This is a genomic window from Microbacterium sp. UBA837, from assembly GCF_002296025.1.
Classification (GTDB): domain Bacteria; phylum Actinomycetota; class Actinomycetes; order Actinomycetales; family Microbacteriaceae; genus Microbacterium.
Map to the genome: position 1 here is coordinate 1 of NZ_DBHD01000099.1, position 12,859 is coordinate 12,859.

Annotated in this window: 14 protein-coding genes and 1 tRNA gene; 3 read left to right on the forward strand and 12 right to left on the reverse strand. The window is 67.1% G+C overall.

Annotated elements, in window-relative coordinates; translation table 11 throughout:
• Nucleotides 1-450: 450 nt before the first annotated feature.
• The 10 genes from B3587_RS07310 to galU form a co-directional block, all read right to left on the reverse strand.
• Entirely contained in the window at nt 451-1,083 is a 633-nt protein-coding gene (locus B3587_RS07310) for a recombinase family protein (protein WP_228176908.1), read from the reverse strand.
• On the reverse strand, nt 1,080-1,835 hold the full coding sequence (locus B3587_RS07315) for a Fic/DOC family protein (RefSeq protein ID WP_228176907.1): 756 nt from the start codon (nt 1,833-1,835) through the stop codon (nt 1,080-1,082). The genes B3587_RS07310 and B3587_RS07315 overlap by 4 nt, the downstream gene beginning before the upstream one ends.
• Nucleotides 1,828-2,031, reverse strand: coding sequence for a hypothetical protein (locus B3587_RS07320; protein WP_228176906.1), 204 nt, complete (start codon nt 2,029-2,031; stop codon nt 1,828-1,830). The genes B3587_RS07315 and B3587_RS07320 overlap by 8 nt, the downstream gene beginning before the upstream one ends.
• Before the next feature lie 178 nt (nt 2,032-2,209).
• A complete protein-coding gene (locus tag B3587_RS07325; RefSeq protein WP_228176905.1) occupies nt 2,210-2,515 on the reverse strand; it encodes a hypothetical protein in 306 nt (101 codons plus the stop codon).
• Nucleotides 2,516-2,616: 101 nt separating this feature from the next.
• The gene (locus B3587_RS07330) at nt 2,617-3,924 is read right to left on the reverse strand and encodes a tyrosine-type recombinase/integrase (RefSeq protein ID WP_228176904.1); all 1,308 of its coding nucleotides are present in this window, start codon (nt 3,922-3,924) and stop codon (nt 2,617-2,619) included.
• On the reverse strand, nt 3,921-4,199 hold the full coding sequence (locus tag B3587_RS07335; RefSeq protein WP_228176903.1) for a hypothetical protein: 279 nt from the start codon (nt 4,197-4,199) through the stop codon (nt 3,921-3,923). Before B3587_RS07335 ends, B3587_RS07330 begins: the two co-directional genes overlap by 4 nt.
• A gap of 114 nt (nt 4,200-4,313) precedes the next feature.
• A tRNA-Ala gene (locus tag B3587_RS07340) sits at nt 4,314-4,386 on the reverse strand.
• A 54-nt stretch (nt 4,387-4,440) separates the two neighbouring features.
• A complete protein-coding gene (locus B3587_RS07345) occupies nt 4,441-5,391 on the reverse strand; it encodes a large exoprotein (protein ID WP_228176902.1) in 951 nt (316 codons plus the stop codon).
• Between the two features lie 84 nt (nt 5,392-5,475).
• The gene (locus tag B3587_RS07350) at nt 5,476-6,105 is read right to left on the reverse strand and encodes a GNAT family N-acetyltransferase (RefSeq protein ID WP_228176901.1); all 630 of its coding nucleotides are present in this window, start codon (nt 6,103-6,105) and stop codon (nt 5,476-5,478) included.
• A 24-nt stretch (nt 6,106-6,129) separates the two neighbouring features.
• Nucleotides 6,130-7,017 (reverse strand): UTP--glucose-1-phosphate uridylyltransferase GalU, encoded by an 888-nt coding sequence (galU, locus tag B3587_RS07355; RefSeq protein WP_292727548.1) that lies wholly within the window; start codon nt 7,015-7,017, stop codon nt 6,130-6,132.
• Between the two features lie 117 nt (nt 7,018-7,134).
• On the opposite strand from galU, the gene B3587_RS07360 reads away from it, so the two are divergent.
• Genes B3587_RS07360 through mscL form a run of 3 tightly spaced genes read left to right on the forward strand, consistent with a single transcriptional unit; the run spans nt 7,135 to nt 8,534 of the window.
• Complete coding sequence (locus tag B3587_RS07360) at nt 7,135-7,731, forward strand: 5-formyltetrahydrofolate cyclo-ligase (RefSeq protein ID WP_228176899.1); 597 nt, start codon at nt 7,135-7,137, stop codon at nt 7,729-7,731.
• A 27-nt stretch (nt 7,732-7,758) separates the two neighbouring features.
• Nucleotides 7,759-8,082: an FmdB family zinc ribbon protein gene (locus B3587_RS07365; protein WP_228176898.1), complete on the forward strand. Its 324-nt coding sequence runs from the start codon at nt 7,759-7,761 to the stop codon at nt 8,080-8,082.
• A 23-nt stretch (nt 8,083-8,105) separates the two neighbouring features.
• Nucleotides 8,106-8,534 carry a large conductance mechanosensitive channel protein MscL gene (gene mscL, locus B3587_RS07370; RefSeq protein WP_228176897.1) on the forward strand — a complete coding sequence of 143 codons (429 nt, stop codon included), beginning with the start codon at nt 8,106-8,108 and terminating at the stop codon, nt 8,532-8,534.
• Between the two features lie 136 nt (nt 8,535-8,670).
• Here mscL and B3587_RS07375 read toward each other — a convergent pair whose 3' ends face one another.
• On the reverse strand, nt 8,671-8,871 hold the full coding sequence (locus B3587_RS07375; protein WP_292727551.1) for a hypothetical protein: 201 nt from the start codon (nt 8,869-8,871) through the stop codon (nt 8,671-8,673).
• Nucleotides 8,858-12,538, reverse strand: a complete 3,681-nt coding sequence (locus tag B3587_RS07380; RefSeq protein ID WP_228177174.1) for an AAA family ATPase — start codon at nt 12,536-12,538, stop codon at nt 8,858-8,860. Before B3587_RS07380 ends, B3587_RS07375 begins: the two co-directional genes overlap by 14 nt.
• Nucleotides 12,539-12,859 lie beyond the last annotated feature (321 nt).

A 12,859-nucleotide genomic window follows, 5' to 3' on the forward strand; every position in this document is an offset into this window, starting at 1 on the left:
CCCTCCCTTGGCTCGGACCTCGGATCCCTGCTGTAATAGACCGCGAAATCGCTCGCTGTGACTGGGCGAGATAGCCTTCCATGGTTGGTCTCTGCTGAGGACGCAATTCAGGTCCGTTTCGAGGCTCGCCCGGTCCTTCTGACTGGCCAGGATTACGTTCGCCACAGGGAACCGAGGTTGAATCGGCCTGGCGTATACGCGGCATCGGCTGGCTGGGCTTGGACTGCCGGCTACCGATTACCGAGGAGATATTGACGCGATGAGCTCGAATGAACGTTGACGCGGCCACCCAGTGCTCATGCTGTGGCAGAACGATGCCGCGGTTCAAACTGCATGAGTTGCGCGACGGAGCGGCCTACCTGTGTCGCCGATGTGGCCTGTGGATCGCCGTGCGGCTGCGCAACGACAGCGTTCGCTAACGCGCCCTGGCACGGCTGGACGCGAGTAAGTCTATTGCTGGTCGTAGGGAGCAGATGCCTGGAGCGTAGCCGCGCCATGCTGGCGCTCACCAGCTGTCATTTCTGGCTGAGCCATAGCGCGGCGCACGGACGCGGAGCTGACGTGGAGGGTCTTAGCGATCGTTTCCCACGTCGCCGGGGGGTTCTGAGCGCGCATCTGCCGAGCGACCTCGACCCGCTCAGCGCTCATCACCGTTGGCCTCCCACCGACGCGACCCTGGGCGCGTGCGTACTCCAAACCCAGCCGAGTGTTCTCCCGAATCGTGTCCACGCGCAGCTGTGCGAATACTGCGACGATGCCGAACAGGGCTCGGCCCATCGGGGTCGTGGTGTCGATCACCGGTTCAGTGAGGCTCTTGATATCGACGTCCTTGTCCTCCAGCTCGTGCAACGTCTCGATCAGGATGCGCTCGGTCCCGCCAAGCCGATCGAGGCGACGCACCAACAGCACGTCGCCGGCGCGGAGGTAGTCCATGCACGCGAGCCATTGCGGCCGGTCCTTGACCCGGCTGGAGTCGCCGTGGTCGACGAACACACGCTCCGCTCCTGCCGCGTGCAGCTCGGCCTTCTGGGCGTTCGGGTTCTGCTCACGCTTGGACACTCGGGCGTATCCGACGACGGTCATAAGGCCCTCCCCTGCTCCGCTTCACGGCCAAGCATCGTCGGCCGACGCGAGCGGCCTGTCGACGTCGACCGTGCCGAGCGTCCCGGCGCGACGCTGTTCAGGTTGGCGAACGCGCGCAGCTGCTCCATCCGTTCCGGGGTGAGCCGGCCACCCGCGGCTGGTTGCACGATGCGGTCGAAGATTCCGCGCAGTTCGGTGAAGTCCTGTCGTTCCATCGCGGCACGTGACGCCTGGTCGTTTTCGGCCCCGGTGACACGGCTCCAGTCGAGGTCGAATCCGGCGCCGGCGGCGATCTGCGTCCAGAAGATCCGTTGTGTGCGCCCGTTGCCCTCGCGGAACGGGTGCAGGTAGTTCACCTGGTCGTAGTGGTGCGCCAGACGATCCACGAATCGGTCACGGTCCAGGCCGTGCAGCTGGTGCTCGTCCGCGAGTTCCGCGAACGCGAACCCGGCGCCGGACTCCAGCCGGGACACCGGCATGAAGAACTCCGCGCCCGGGTCGGTGCCCTTGCGTATGTCGACGGTGCGCAACTGGCCGGCCCAGTCGTAGACGTCCTGAAAGAGCTGCCGATGGATTGCCTGGAGCTGGCGGAGATCTCCGGTGACTTGCACCGGGCGGGTAATCATCTCGGCCCGTCGCCACTCGGTCAGTTCCGCTTCGGCACGATCCAGCGTGGCGCGGTCGGTCAGGCCGAGCCGGTTGCGGAGGATGCCCGATGCGGGCTCGAGGTACGGGTCGACGAAATCAGGCAAGGCCCCAGCGGGCCCGTGTGCGGCGTCCCAACTCGTCGACGTCGAACTCCCCCGCTGCGTAGGCGGCCGCGTCGGCGCGGTACTCGGCGCCGGCGGTGAGGCCTTCCATCGCTGAGCTGTGGGCGGCGTCGGCCACGACGCGCTCGCGCAGCTCACGCTCGGGTGCGGAAATGGTGCTGGCGATCTTGACGCTCATGGTGGCCTCCCTCGTTGCTTCTAGTCTACCCGACTTGCTCAAAAACCTATAGGGAAGGTTTTGCACAGAATGGGGTTTTGACAAGAGTTTTGAGCATCGAAGCTTCCCCGACATTTCGCGGCGTGCACCGTGCGTCGCTCGGACTGCTCAGAATCGATCGTTTTCGGCGGGCGTCCTCTTAGCTCGGTGAAATTTTTGCCAGCGGCTTCTGGGCACCCGCTTTCTCCGCCGCCAGATGCATCGTTCCCATGCGTGTGGAGTTTGACGCTTTGTGGCGGCGTTCTGTGATCGCACGGTGTCGCAGACAGGGCACAGTGTTGGCCTGCCCGAGGAACCATGCGGCCTTGCCGACACTCTGACACGAGGCCCAGTCGAGGTCCTCGACATCCGTGATCGTCAGACCTACCAGCGTGAGGGGCGGGAGCGTGAAGACATCGGCCGGTCGAGACCGGCCGATGTCTTCACGCGCGGAATTCTGGGGCATCTTGCCCTCCTTCGTACTAATGTGCCGCGGAGTCTAGGGGCACGCGACGGCATATCACGGAGGTTGGCGACACATCTTCAGAGGTCGCGATAGGGCGACGATCAGGCCGCCTCCTCCTGGCGGCCGAAAGCGGCGTGCAGGCGGGCCGCGACCGCAGCGTCCGACGATGCGTAAGCGTGCGCGTATCGGTTCGCGGCGGTCATTGTCGTATGCCCCAGTCGCCGCTGAACATCAACCACCGACGACCCCACCGCGTACGCGAGGGACGCCCCTGTGTGCCGCAAGTCGTGCCATGCCAGCCCGAGCGACTCGAGTCCTGCCCGCTTCTGCGCTCGCCGGAACATCTGGCCCAGCCACGTGCGCGTAAGGATGCCGCCGTCTTCCGTGCAGAACAACAGCGAGCCCTCGGATGACCCGACGTACGCCTCCATGTGACGTCTCAACTGCTCCATGACGAACTCGGGCAGCGCGACCACACGTCGTGATCCCTCCGTCTTGGTCCGCCCGAAAGTGGGCTTCTGCCCCGACAGCTCCAGGATGGCTCGCTCCACTCGGATCGTGCCCGCGTCCAGGTCTACATGGCGACGAGCCAGCGCCCTGAGCTCACCCGAACGCAAGCCAGACCAGGCGGCAACGATCACCGCTGCGGCGTAGCGTTCCGGCATCGCATCCGCGAGACTACGCACCTGCTCAGGGGTCGCGGGTTTGCGCTCCGCGGACTTCACTGTGGCAGCCCCACGAATCCGACACGGATTGCGAGGAATCAACTCCTCCCGCTCCGCCGTCGCGAGAACCGTCCGCAGCACCGCGTACGCCGCAGCGACGGCGGCAGCGCCCGTACCGCGCCGCGTTCGCTTAGTAAGGGTGGGACAGCCAGCGGCATTCCACGCGAGCACGATGTGCTGGGGCAAGCGTCCAGTAGGTGCCACATCCAGCCCAGTCGCCACAGCCCAGGCGCGAATGCTGACCGCCGAGGGCTGCTCCTGTCCGGCCCCGGCTGCTGCGGCGGCGTCCTTCAGACAGCCAGCCCGCCACGAACGCACCTTCGCGGGCGTGATCTCGCCCAGTCTCTCCTTCCCGAGCCTTGGGAGCACCCACTTGGTGAGGTGCCTGCTGTAGTTCTCAACTGTGCGCGGCGAGAGGTCGGCGCTGTGGTCCGAGAGCCAGGCCGCAACGTAGGCCGCGAGCGAGTCCTCGCTCAGACGCGGGTCAATCCATGTGCCTCCGCGCAACGCGCGTTCCTGCTCACTCAACCAGTGGCGGGCGTCATCGCGCGTCGTGAAAGTGCGTGGAGCCCGAATCGTGCGGCCGTCCCTACGAAACAGTGCACGGTAGCGCTCGCCGCGCTTTTCGACGGAGCCGAAGTCGTTCGGATTGCGACGGGCCAGCCCCGTCTTGCGGCGCGTCACCTGCCCGACTCCATCGAGAAGGCAAGCGCGGCCTCCAGAGGGTCAGCGAGGGCCCCCGGCCTGGCGGCCAGCGCCACGTGGTGGTCGACATACTCGCGCAAGTCGTCGGGGTCGAACCCTTCATGCTCGATCGCGTTGCCCCACGTGCTGCAGAGCGCGGCCACGTCATCGAAGGAGGGCGCCGCTTCCGCGGCGTGGTCCGCGTTCCGCGCGCACGAGCAGAAGGAGAAGAAGGGCGAATCAGTCGATTCGTATTCACGGTGGACAGAGGACATGAGTTGCTCCTTTGCGGTCCGCGAGACCCAAGAAGGGCCCCACAGGTGGTTTCCGCTGGAGGGCTGAACTCATCCAGTGCCCAAGAATGCCGCGTAATCACGCGGTTCCGGGTGTGGACCTGAGGGGATTCGAACCCCTGACCTCTTCATTGCGAACGAAGCGCGCTACCAACTGCGCCACAGGCCCGTGAACCCAGTAACACTATCACGCACGCCCCGGCGGGCTGAATCGCTGGAGCCCCTAAGCGCTGGCGGCGCGGCGGCTCAACAGATCGCGGACGTGGGCTTCGATCTCGGCGTCGTCGACGTAACCCATGCGCCCGAAATCGGGTCCCGCCGAAGCACCTGTCTCGCGCGCAGGCGCAGAAGCGGATGCCGCCTGCCGGGCACGTTCCCGGTCAGCGCGAGCGCGGTCGATAGTGGGCGGCGCAGCAGCTTCCGCCCGCTGACGCATCGCCTCATCGCGGGCGGCCTGCCGCAGCGCCTCGCGCGCAGCCACACCGTCGAGCGTTGCCGCAGCACGGGATCCTGATGCCGCAGTGAGGGGCTTGGGTAGCTCACGCGGCGCCCACTGGCGTGAGACGGGGAGCGCAACGTCCTGTACGGCGGGGGCAGCACGCACCGGAGCTTCCACGGTGACCTGGGAGCCCACCGCGGCACGGGACGACACGCGCGCCATCTGTACGAGCATCGCGGCGCATACGGCGAGGATGCCGGCCGACCACCACAACAGCGTCTGCGACCCGGTCGTGGCGAGCAGCCAGAAACCCCATCCGAGGAATGCGATGGCGACAAGCCCGACGATCGTCGTCAACAGCCGCGCGCGGCGGCGAGCGCGTGCGCGGCGGGCAGCAGGCAGCGACCGCGCGGCGACGAGTTCGGAACGGGCTTCCTCCACCGCTGCCTGCTCACGTTCCGCGGCAGCGAGCTTCGCCAACCGCTCGCGCTCAGCGAGCGCGCGCTTGGCCTCCCGCTGCTGGGCCTGTGCCGTGCGGGTGGTGAGTTCGAGCCGAACCTCGTCGGGCGTCTCGCTCGTCTCAGCGAGGACGCGTAGCGCCTGGTTCAACCGGACGGCATTACGTTCGGCAGCGTCGTACTGGCGGCGCTCGTACCAGGAGGGCACCAGATAGACGAGCCACAGGAGCACGGAGACCGCGACGATCACGCCGCCTCCGAGTACCTGCCCATCCATGATCCATACGGTATGCGACGGCGGCCCACGATCCCGGGATCCCACGACGTGTGTCGGTGCGGGTTCGCGTCGAGACGGCTCGATTCAGACGGGCATTCGGTCTTCGGGGGGAACTGTTGCGGCATCCGGGGGTACGTGCCCCGACGCCCACCGGCGCAGCACACCCTCGGGAACGTCCTCACGAACGAGCGCAAAGGCGTAGTGGTCGCGCCAGTCCCCGTCGATGTGGATGTAGCGGCGCCGATAGCCCTCGTACCGGAAGCCAAGCTTCTCAACGACACGCAGGCTCGCGCGGTTCTCGGGACGGATGCAGATCTCAACCCGATGCAGGTTGAGATCCCGGAAACAGATGTCGGTGGCGAGGGCGACCGAGATCGGCGTCACGTTGCGGCCGGCGAACTCCTCGGCGATCCAGTACCCGATGGTCGCTGAAGCGAGAGAACCTCGCGCTATGCCCCAGACGTTGAGCTGACCCGTGACCGTACCGTCGTACTCCATGACGTAGGGCACACCCGCCCCGTCGCGGTGTTGCTGCAACAGGCGACGGATGCTGAGCCTCATGTCGAACGAGACCGGTCCGTCGGGGCTTGTCGCCTCCCACCGGCGCAGCCACGAACGGTTATCGAGCAACAGCTGCTGGAGCACGCGAGCATCCCGCGGTCGCACGAGCCGGATCGACACCGGGCCGTGGTGGAAGGGTGACGTCAGATCCACGTGACCCCTCCCGCCCGGGCGGCGCTACAGGGTCGCCGCGAAATCCTTCAACCAGGGCTTCAGCTCGGCGCCGAGGTCCTCGCGGTCCGAGGCGAGCTGAACGATGGCCTTGATGTAGTCAACCTTATCGCCGGTGTCGTAGCGGCGTCCTCGGAAGATCACGCCGCGCACGCCGGGTCCGTCGGGGTCCTTCGCGAGCTCTTCGAGAGCGTCGGTGAGCTGGATCTCGCCGCCCTTACCCGGCTCGGTGTGCTCGAGCACGTCGAACACGGTCGGCGCGAGGACATAGCGGCCGATGATCGCAAGGTTCGAGGGAGCGTCTTCCTTGGCGGGCTTCTCGACCAGGCCGCCGACGGTGACGACATCCGGGTCATCGGTGGGCGCGGCAACCGCGCATCCGTACAGGTGGATCTGCTCGGGGTCGACCTCCATGAGCGCGACGATCGCGGCACCGGTGCGACGGTGCTCATCGAGCATCTTGACCAGCAGCGGGTCGCGTTCGTCAATCAGGTCGTCGCCCAGGAGCACAGCGAAGGGGTGGTTTCCGACGTGCGACTTCGCACGCAGCACCGCGTGCCCGAGGCCCTTCGGTTCTCCCTGGCGCACCATGTGCACCTCGGCCAGGTCTGAGGAGTGCTCGACGGCGGCGAGCTTCTTGCCGTCACCCTTTTCGCGCAGCTTCTGTTCGAGCTCGGGAACCGAATCGAAGTGGTTGGCGATGTTGTTCTTGTTGCGCCCGATGATGATCAGCACATCCTGGATGCCGGCAGTCGCGGCCTCTTCCACGACGTACTGGATCGCCGGCTTGTCGACGACCGGCAGCATCTCTTTGGGCATGGCTTTGGTGGCAGGAAGGAAGCGAGTGCCGAGGCCCGCCGCGGGGATCACTGCCTTGAAGGGGAGATCAGACATGGCCCTCACTCTACCGAGAGGCTATGAACGCGATGTGACGGATACGCGAAGCGCCGTCACCCCTTGACATCGGATGCCGAAGCCTGCCTGCGCACGCAAGCAGCCTAGAATCTACGCATGTCTGATGCGATCGCCGATGCCAAGCGTGCGATGCGCGCGGATCTCCGAGAGCGTCGGCAGACGATCTCCGAAGCCGCCCGGCAGGCCGCCGCGGAGGGGATCCGGACCCAGCTCGATGCGCTCGTGGAGCGCTTGGGCGCAACATCCCTCTCGTGCTTCCTGTCGACGACGACGGAGCCGGGAACCCGCGAGTTCGTCAATGCCGCAATCGACCGCGGCTTGCGGGTCCTGCTCCCCATCACCCGCGCCGACGGGCTCCTCGACTGGACAGTCGCCGAGCGCGACGGCAGCGAGGTCGAGGGGCTGTTCGGGATGCCGGAACCGACCGGTGAACTCCTCGGCCCGATCGCCGTGAACGACGTAGACCTCATGGTCATTCCCGCCGCCGCCGTCGACACGACCGGCATGCGGCTCGGCTGGGGACGCGGCTACTTCGACAAGACCATCGGCTCGATGGAGCGGTGCCCGCCCGTCTACGCCGTCGTCTTCGACGATGAGCTCGTCGCGGAGGTCCCGCGAGACGTGCACGATCAGCCGGTCACCGGTGTCGTCACGCCGACCCGCATCGTCGACCTGCATCCTCCCCACACCTGATCCCTCGCACCGACCGAAAGACCACCGATGCCTACCTACGCCTACGCCTGCCGCCAGTGCGGCCACCGATTCGAAGCCGTGCAGTCCTTCACGGATGCCTCCCTCACCGAGTGCCCAGAGTGCGGTGGATCGCTTCGCAAGGAGTACGGATCGATCGGCGTGACCTTCAACGGGTCTGGCTTCTACCGCACCGACTCCCGGACGGGTGCCGGCGCTGGCAAGGAGTCCGGCTCGAAGGATTCCGGCTCAAAGGACTCGGGTTCGAAGTCCGACAGCTCGAGCTCGTCGTCGAGTTCGAGTTCGTCGTCGGGATCTAGCACCTCGACAAGCACCGCGACCGCCGCCAGCTGACGCTCCATCACGAAGGGACCGCAATGATCAAGGGATTCCGGGAGTTCATCCTCCGCGGCAACGTCATCGACCTCGCGGTCGCCGTCGTCATCGGCGCCGCCTTCACCGGCATCGTCAACACTCTGGTGTCGGCGTTCATCAATCCGCTGATCGGTCTGTTTTTCGCCGCTGACAGTCTCAACGAGGCGCTGGCGGTGCCTGTGCCGACCCTCGGCGGCGGCACCGTGACCTTCGCCTTCGGAGCGATCATCGGCGCGGTCATCAACTTCCTCGCGGTAGCCGTGGTCGTCTACTTCGTCTTCGTCATGCCGATGAACAAGCTCAAGGAGCGCGCCGCGGCCCGAGAGCAGCTGCCACCCGAGCCCGAGCCGATGCCGAGCGAGGCCGAGATCCTCATCCAGATCCGCGACCTGCTCCAGAAGCAGAACGACGCCACCCCGCCGAAGCCCTGACGCGAGGCATCCTGCCCCGCGTCACTGCCCGCGAACCCACACTCTCCCTGCCGAGCCCACAGGATTCTCTGGCCGGACCCTGTGGGTTCGCGGCGGGATGTGCGGGTTCGGCGCAGAGGGCGGGTAGCGCGCGAGCTCAATAGTGCGGGGGGACGTCGGCTCGCAGACGATCGTCGTTGGGGCCGGTGTCGGATGACGTCGTCGGCGCCCCCGATGACGGGTCGGCGACGGCATCCGGGGTTTCTGGGGCGACATCGGTCCCCGGAGCCGGAGTCAGACGCGCGCGGCGTGATCCGGGAACGCGCTCGACGCGCTGACGCTCATCAGGCGACGACATCGATCGGTTGCGTGTCACCCTCGGCAACGGGCGCTTCGACCGTCACCCCGAGGATGCCGGCAATCCGCTGCGCGACGCCGCCGGGGTCGCTGTACAGATCGAACGAGTGCACACGCACGTAATGCCAGCCCAGGCGCCGCAGGATCTGCGGGCGCAGCCGCAGCGACTCGCGCAACGATCCGCCGATCGTCTCGGGATCACTTTCGGCGACCACGGCCTTGCCCTGGTGGTGCGCGACCAGCGGCAGCAGGCCCCGGTAGTTCACCTCGACCGCGACGCCGAGGCGCCGCAGTTCCTTCGCGAGCGAGAGCATCAACGGGTCGCCGTCATCCTCCTGGCGAGACACCCGAGCGCGACGTTCGACGTCGCCCAGGATCGACATGAGGGATGCCGCGCCGTGCGCGAGGCGACGGTCATCGACGGCGCCGGGACGGATGCAGGACACGATCACCATCGAGCGGCGAGCACGCGTCATCCCGACCGTCAGAAGCCGCTCACCGTCGGCGCTCGACAGGTCACCGAAGTCGCTGAGGACACGCCCGTGGCGAGTGAGTCCGAAACCGAGCGAGAAGATGACGCGGTCGCGACTCTCAGCCACCGACTCTTCCAGTGTGAGAACCGAGAACGGCTCGGCTGAGTCGCGCGCGACGAAGTCGGCGACGTCGGACCGTCCCGCGAACGCGCGGTCGACGGCGGCACGGATGCGGGCAGCGTGCTTCGCGCTGGCGGTGATGACCATGAGCGATTCGGACCCGCGGTTGACCGCGTGCTCGACGACAAGGGTCACCACCCGGGCGACCTCGGCATCCGGGCTCTCGACCGCGCCGGATTCGGGGTCGGGCACACCGATACCGCCCTCGACGTAATCCACCGAGAGACTTCCACGTCCGAGGTAGGAACCGGCCCAGGGCAGGGAGACGATCTCGCCGCCGTAAAACGCGCCGTTGACCAGTTCCGCGAGGTCCTCGCCGCCCGCGCGATAGCTGCGCGTGAGTGTTTCAACGGGCAGGATCTCGGCAAGACGCTCGAATACGCTCGCGTCGTCGAACGGCTCCTCCGGCTCGTCCTCGGCGGTCGGCGTCCCGGCTGCCACCCGGAACGCCGTCGGCTTCTGGGTCACGGGATCGCCGAGCGCCACGATCTGGCGGCCACGACGGATCGCGGGGGAAGCCTCGGCGAGGCTCAGCGATGCGGCATCCGAGATGATGACGACGTCGAAGACGAGGTCGTCGGGGATCGCGGGCACTTCGTAGGGCGAGGCCAGCCAGACCGGGGCGAGCGAGCGCATGAGTGCCGGCGCCGTTGACACGACGGTGCGCGGCGACGTCCTCCCCTCGCGCAGCGCCTGCTTCAGCGCCGCCGCCTCGTGCGGCTCATCAACGATCCCGACCCGCCACTGGGTCGCCAGTTGGGCGGCCAGGAGCTGCCCGGATGCCGCGGCGTGCGCTTCATCCACCAGACGGAAATCACGCTCCAAGCGGTCGACGACTGCCGTGTTGGCGCCCAGGAGCGCTCGATCGCTGCGTAGCAGGTGCTCGAGCGCCGACTGCCACCACGCGTATTCGAGCTCACCCGCGACCTGCTGCTCGGGAACGTGTCGCACCGAGAGGTCGAGAAGAAGCGGCTCGAGGCCGAGGGAGGCCAACTCACTGCGCAGGCTCGCGCGTTCCATGAGGTTTTCGAACACCTCGGACTCCGCGGCCAGTCCAGCAAGGGTACGCACGAGGGTCTTCACCGGAAGCGACGACAGCGCCTGCGACCCTGATCGCCCCAGGACGGCATCCAGCTCGCTGAGCTCGGCATCCACCCGCTGCCAGGCAACCGCGACATCGGCAAGGCCGAGCGGGATGTCGGGAACGACGTTCGCCTCGACGTAGCGCTGCCACTGCTGACGCTGCTTCTGGATGCGAACGAGCGCCTCATACATGTCGCCGACGTGCACGCCGGGGCGCACGTATTCGCGAGAGAGGCGCCGGAGCCGCCGGCGGTCTGCTCCGCTGAGCGTCGAGGTGTCGCGGCGCGGCGCGTGCGCCTGAATGAGGTCGCCGATCGGCCGTTCGAATACGGTCGGGCTGAAGCGGTCGAGGGAGTCTCGGATGCCCTGCAGCAGCCGCAGGTACTCGCCGAGTTCGCCGACACTCTCGAACGGGCGCATGTGGGTCTGCCCCAGCAGGACGTATCCCCGCTCCAGCAGATGCGGAAGGTCCATGCGGTGGAGCTTGCCGGCCAGCGCGTGCGCTGAGCGCGCCTGCTCGGTCGTGGCAAAGCTCACGCCGTACCAGGGTGAATCCGACGGGCCGATCCGGAACTCGCCGAGGCGCGCCGCCGACGCAAGCTTGGCGGCGGCATCCTCTCGTCCTTTCGCGAGGCGCACGAGAGTCTCGATGTCCAGGCGCGCGGTCGTCGTCGGGGGCTCCTCACGCTGGGCAAGCGCCGACAGCTCCCGCAGGATGTCGAGCACAGAGGCACCCAGTGCGTCGTGGCGATCCGCCAGCGAAGACCGGTAATCGCGCAGCACCGTGCGAAGGCGCACGAGTGCGTCATCGATCTCGGAGACTTTTGGGGCGACTGCCTTCTCATTGCGTCCGATTGCGCGGACGAGATCCCGCTGCAGTTCGCTGGGCGAGACAGCAAGTCCCGGTAGACCGACGCCGGCGAGGCGGTGGCGAACACCGTCGAGCGTCGAGCGGCGAGCGCTGACGACGAGGACCCGCCGCCCTTCGCGCACGAGCGCTCCCACCGCGTTGATCACGGTCTGGGTGCCCCCGGTTCCCGGCAGCGTGTGAACCACGAGGGATTGGCCCGCAATAACCCGAGCCAGCACGGCTTCCTGCTCGGCGTCGGCGTCCAACAGCAGGGTGTCGGCGGCAGGGACGCGCTCGTCGGGCCCGGGCATCACCGGAACCGGCCGGCGCAGCGTCACGGCTTCCCGATCGGCGGGATGACCGGCGAGGGCGTTCAGAACCGGGTGGTCCAACTGGGCCGAGTCGCGTGCCATCGCGGAGCCGACGTCCACGAACGTCGAGACCACAAGCCGCGGCTTGACCACAAAAGACGGAATCTGCGCCATGAGCGCCCGCAGGTGATCGATCACCGGCTGCGGCTTGAAGACGCCCTGATCGTAGGCAAGACCCGACAGGGCGTCGCCGTCGAGTTCGATCCCGAAGTGCATCCGCATCGCACGCAGCAGTTCGGGATTGACCTGGAAACTGCCGTGTAGCTTCAGTTCGAAGTCGGTGTGGTGACGACGGATCGCGAGTGGGCGCAGCAGCACGGGAGCGATGCACTCGAGCCCCCCGATGCGCCATGACGCGATCCCGACGGCCAGGCGCACGGCATCGATACCGCGGGCCGTGCGCAGTTCAACGTTCTTGGTGGTGATCCGCTCGGCGGCCCGCCGAGCGGTACCGAGGGCGACTTCGTCGCGGAACAGCCCCGACAGAAGTGTCGATCGTCCCGTGATGAACTGCGGCAGACTTCCCGGGTGTGCCTTGGTGATCTCGATTCCGGCATCCGGTGCGTCTGAGAAATGCAGGAGCGCAGAGCGACCGCCGAGGTCCGCTGCCTGGGCGCGCAACCTCTCACGCTCCTGCTCGGCGATGTGGACGATCGTCGCGTCGGTGTCGGCGAGAGTCAGGTCTGCGGGGTCCACTGACACCGCACGCATCGCACCATCAGCGCCAAGGATGACGCCACCTTCTGCTCGCACCACACGGTCAGACTAGGTTGCGCTCTCGATGCGTCCCGGTAACGCACCACGAGTGTTGCGGTATTGCGCGACACGCCGCATCCGTCAGGGCTTCCTCCCCCGCCGCCGATGTGGCCATACTGTCCACCGCGGCAACCCGTTCCGCATCCGAACCCGCATGGCCGAACAGGATGGAGACATGCCTCCTGTAGCCGTCTCCTCGACGTACCTCCTGCATCCCACTCCCCTCGGAGACATCCTGATCGTCGGCACCCCCGATGCGGTCATCTCGTGTCATCC

What these genes read in the sequence shown, in the direction of transcription:
- galU (WP_292727548.1), bottom strand. Translation starts at nt 7,017, where the DNA reads ATGTCTGATCTCCCCTTCAAGGCAGTGATCCCCGCGGCGGGCCTCGGC.
- B3587_RS07380 (WP_228177174.1), bottom strand. Translation starts at nt 12,538, where the DNA reads ATGCGTGCGGTGTCAGTGGACCCCGCAGACCTGACTCTCGCCGACACC.
- B3587_RS07375 (WP_292727551.1), bottom strand. Translation starts at nt 8,871, where the DNA reads ATGTCGTCGCCTGATGAGCGTCAGCGCGTCGAGCGCGTTCCCGGATCA.
- B3587_RS07325 (WP_228176905.1), bottom strand. Translation starts at nt 2,515, where the DNA reads ATGCCCCAGAATTCCGCGCGTGAAGACATCGGCCGGTCTCGACCGGCC.
- B3587_RS07320 (WP_228176906.1), bottom strand. Translation starts at nt 2,031, where the DNA reads ATGAGCGTCAAGATCGCCAGCACCATTTCCGCACCCGAGCGTGAGCTG.
- B3587_RS07360 (WP_228176899.1), top strand. Translation starts at nt 7,135, where the DNA reads ATGTCTGATGCGATCGCCGATGCCAAGCGTGCGATGCGCGCGGATCTC.
- B3587_RS07345 (WP_228176902.1), bottom strand. Translation starts at nt 5,391, where the DNA reads ATGGATGGGCAGGTACTCGGAGGCGGCGTGATCGTCGCGGTCTCCGTG.
- B3587_RS07335 (WP_228176903.1), bottom strand. Translation starts at nt 4,199, where the DNA reads ATGTCCTCTGTCCACCGTGAATACGAATCGACTGATTCGCCCTTCTTC.
- mscL (WP_228176897.1), top strand. Translation starts at nt 8,106, where the DNA reads ATGATCAAGGGATTCCGGGAGTTCATCCTCCGCGGCAACGTCATCGAC.
- B3587_RS07310 (WP_228176908.1), bottom strand. Translation starts at nt 1,083, where the DNA reads ATGACCGTCGTCGGATACGCCCGAGTGTCCAAGCGTGAGCAGAACCCG.
- B3587_RS07365 (WP_228176898.1), top strand. Translation starts at nt 7,759, where the DNA reads ATGCCTACCTACGCCTACGCCTGCCGCCAGTGCGGCCACCGATTCGAA.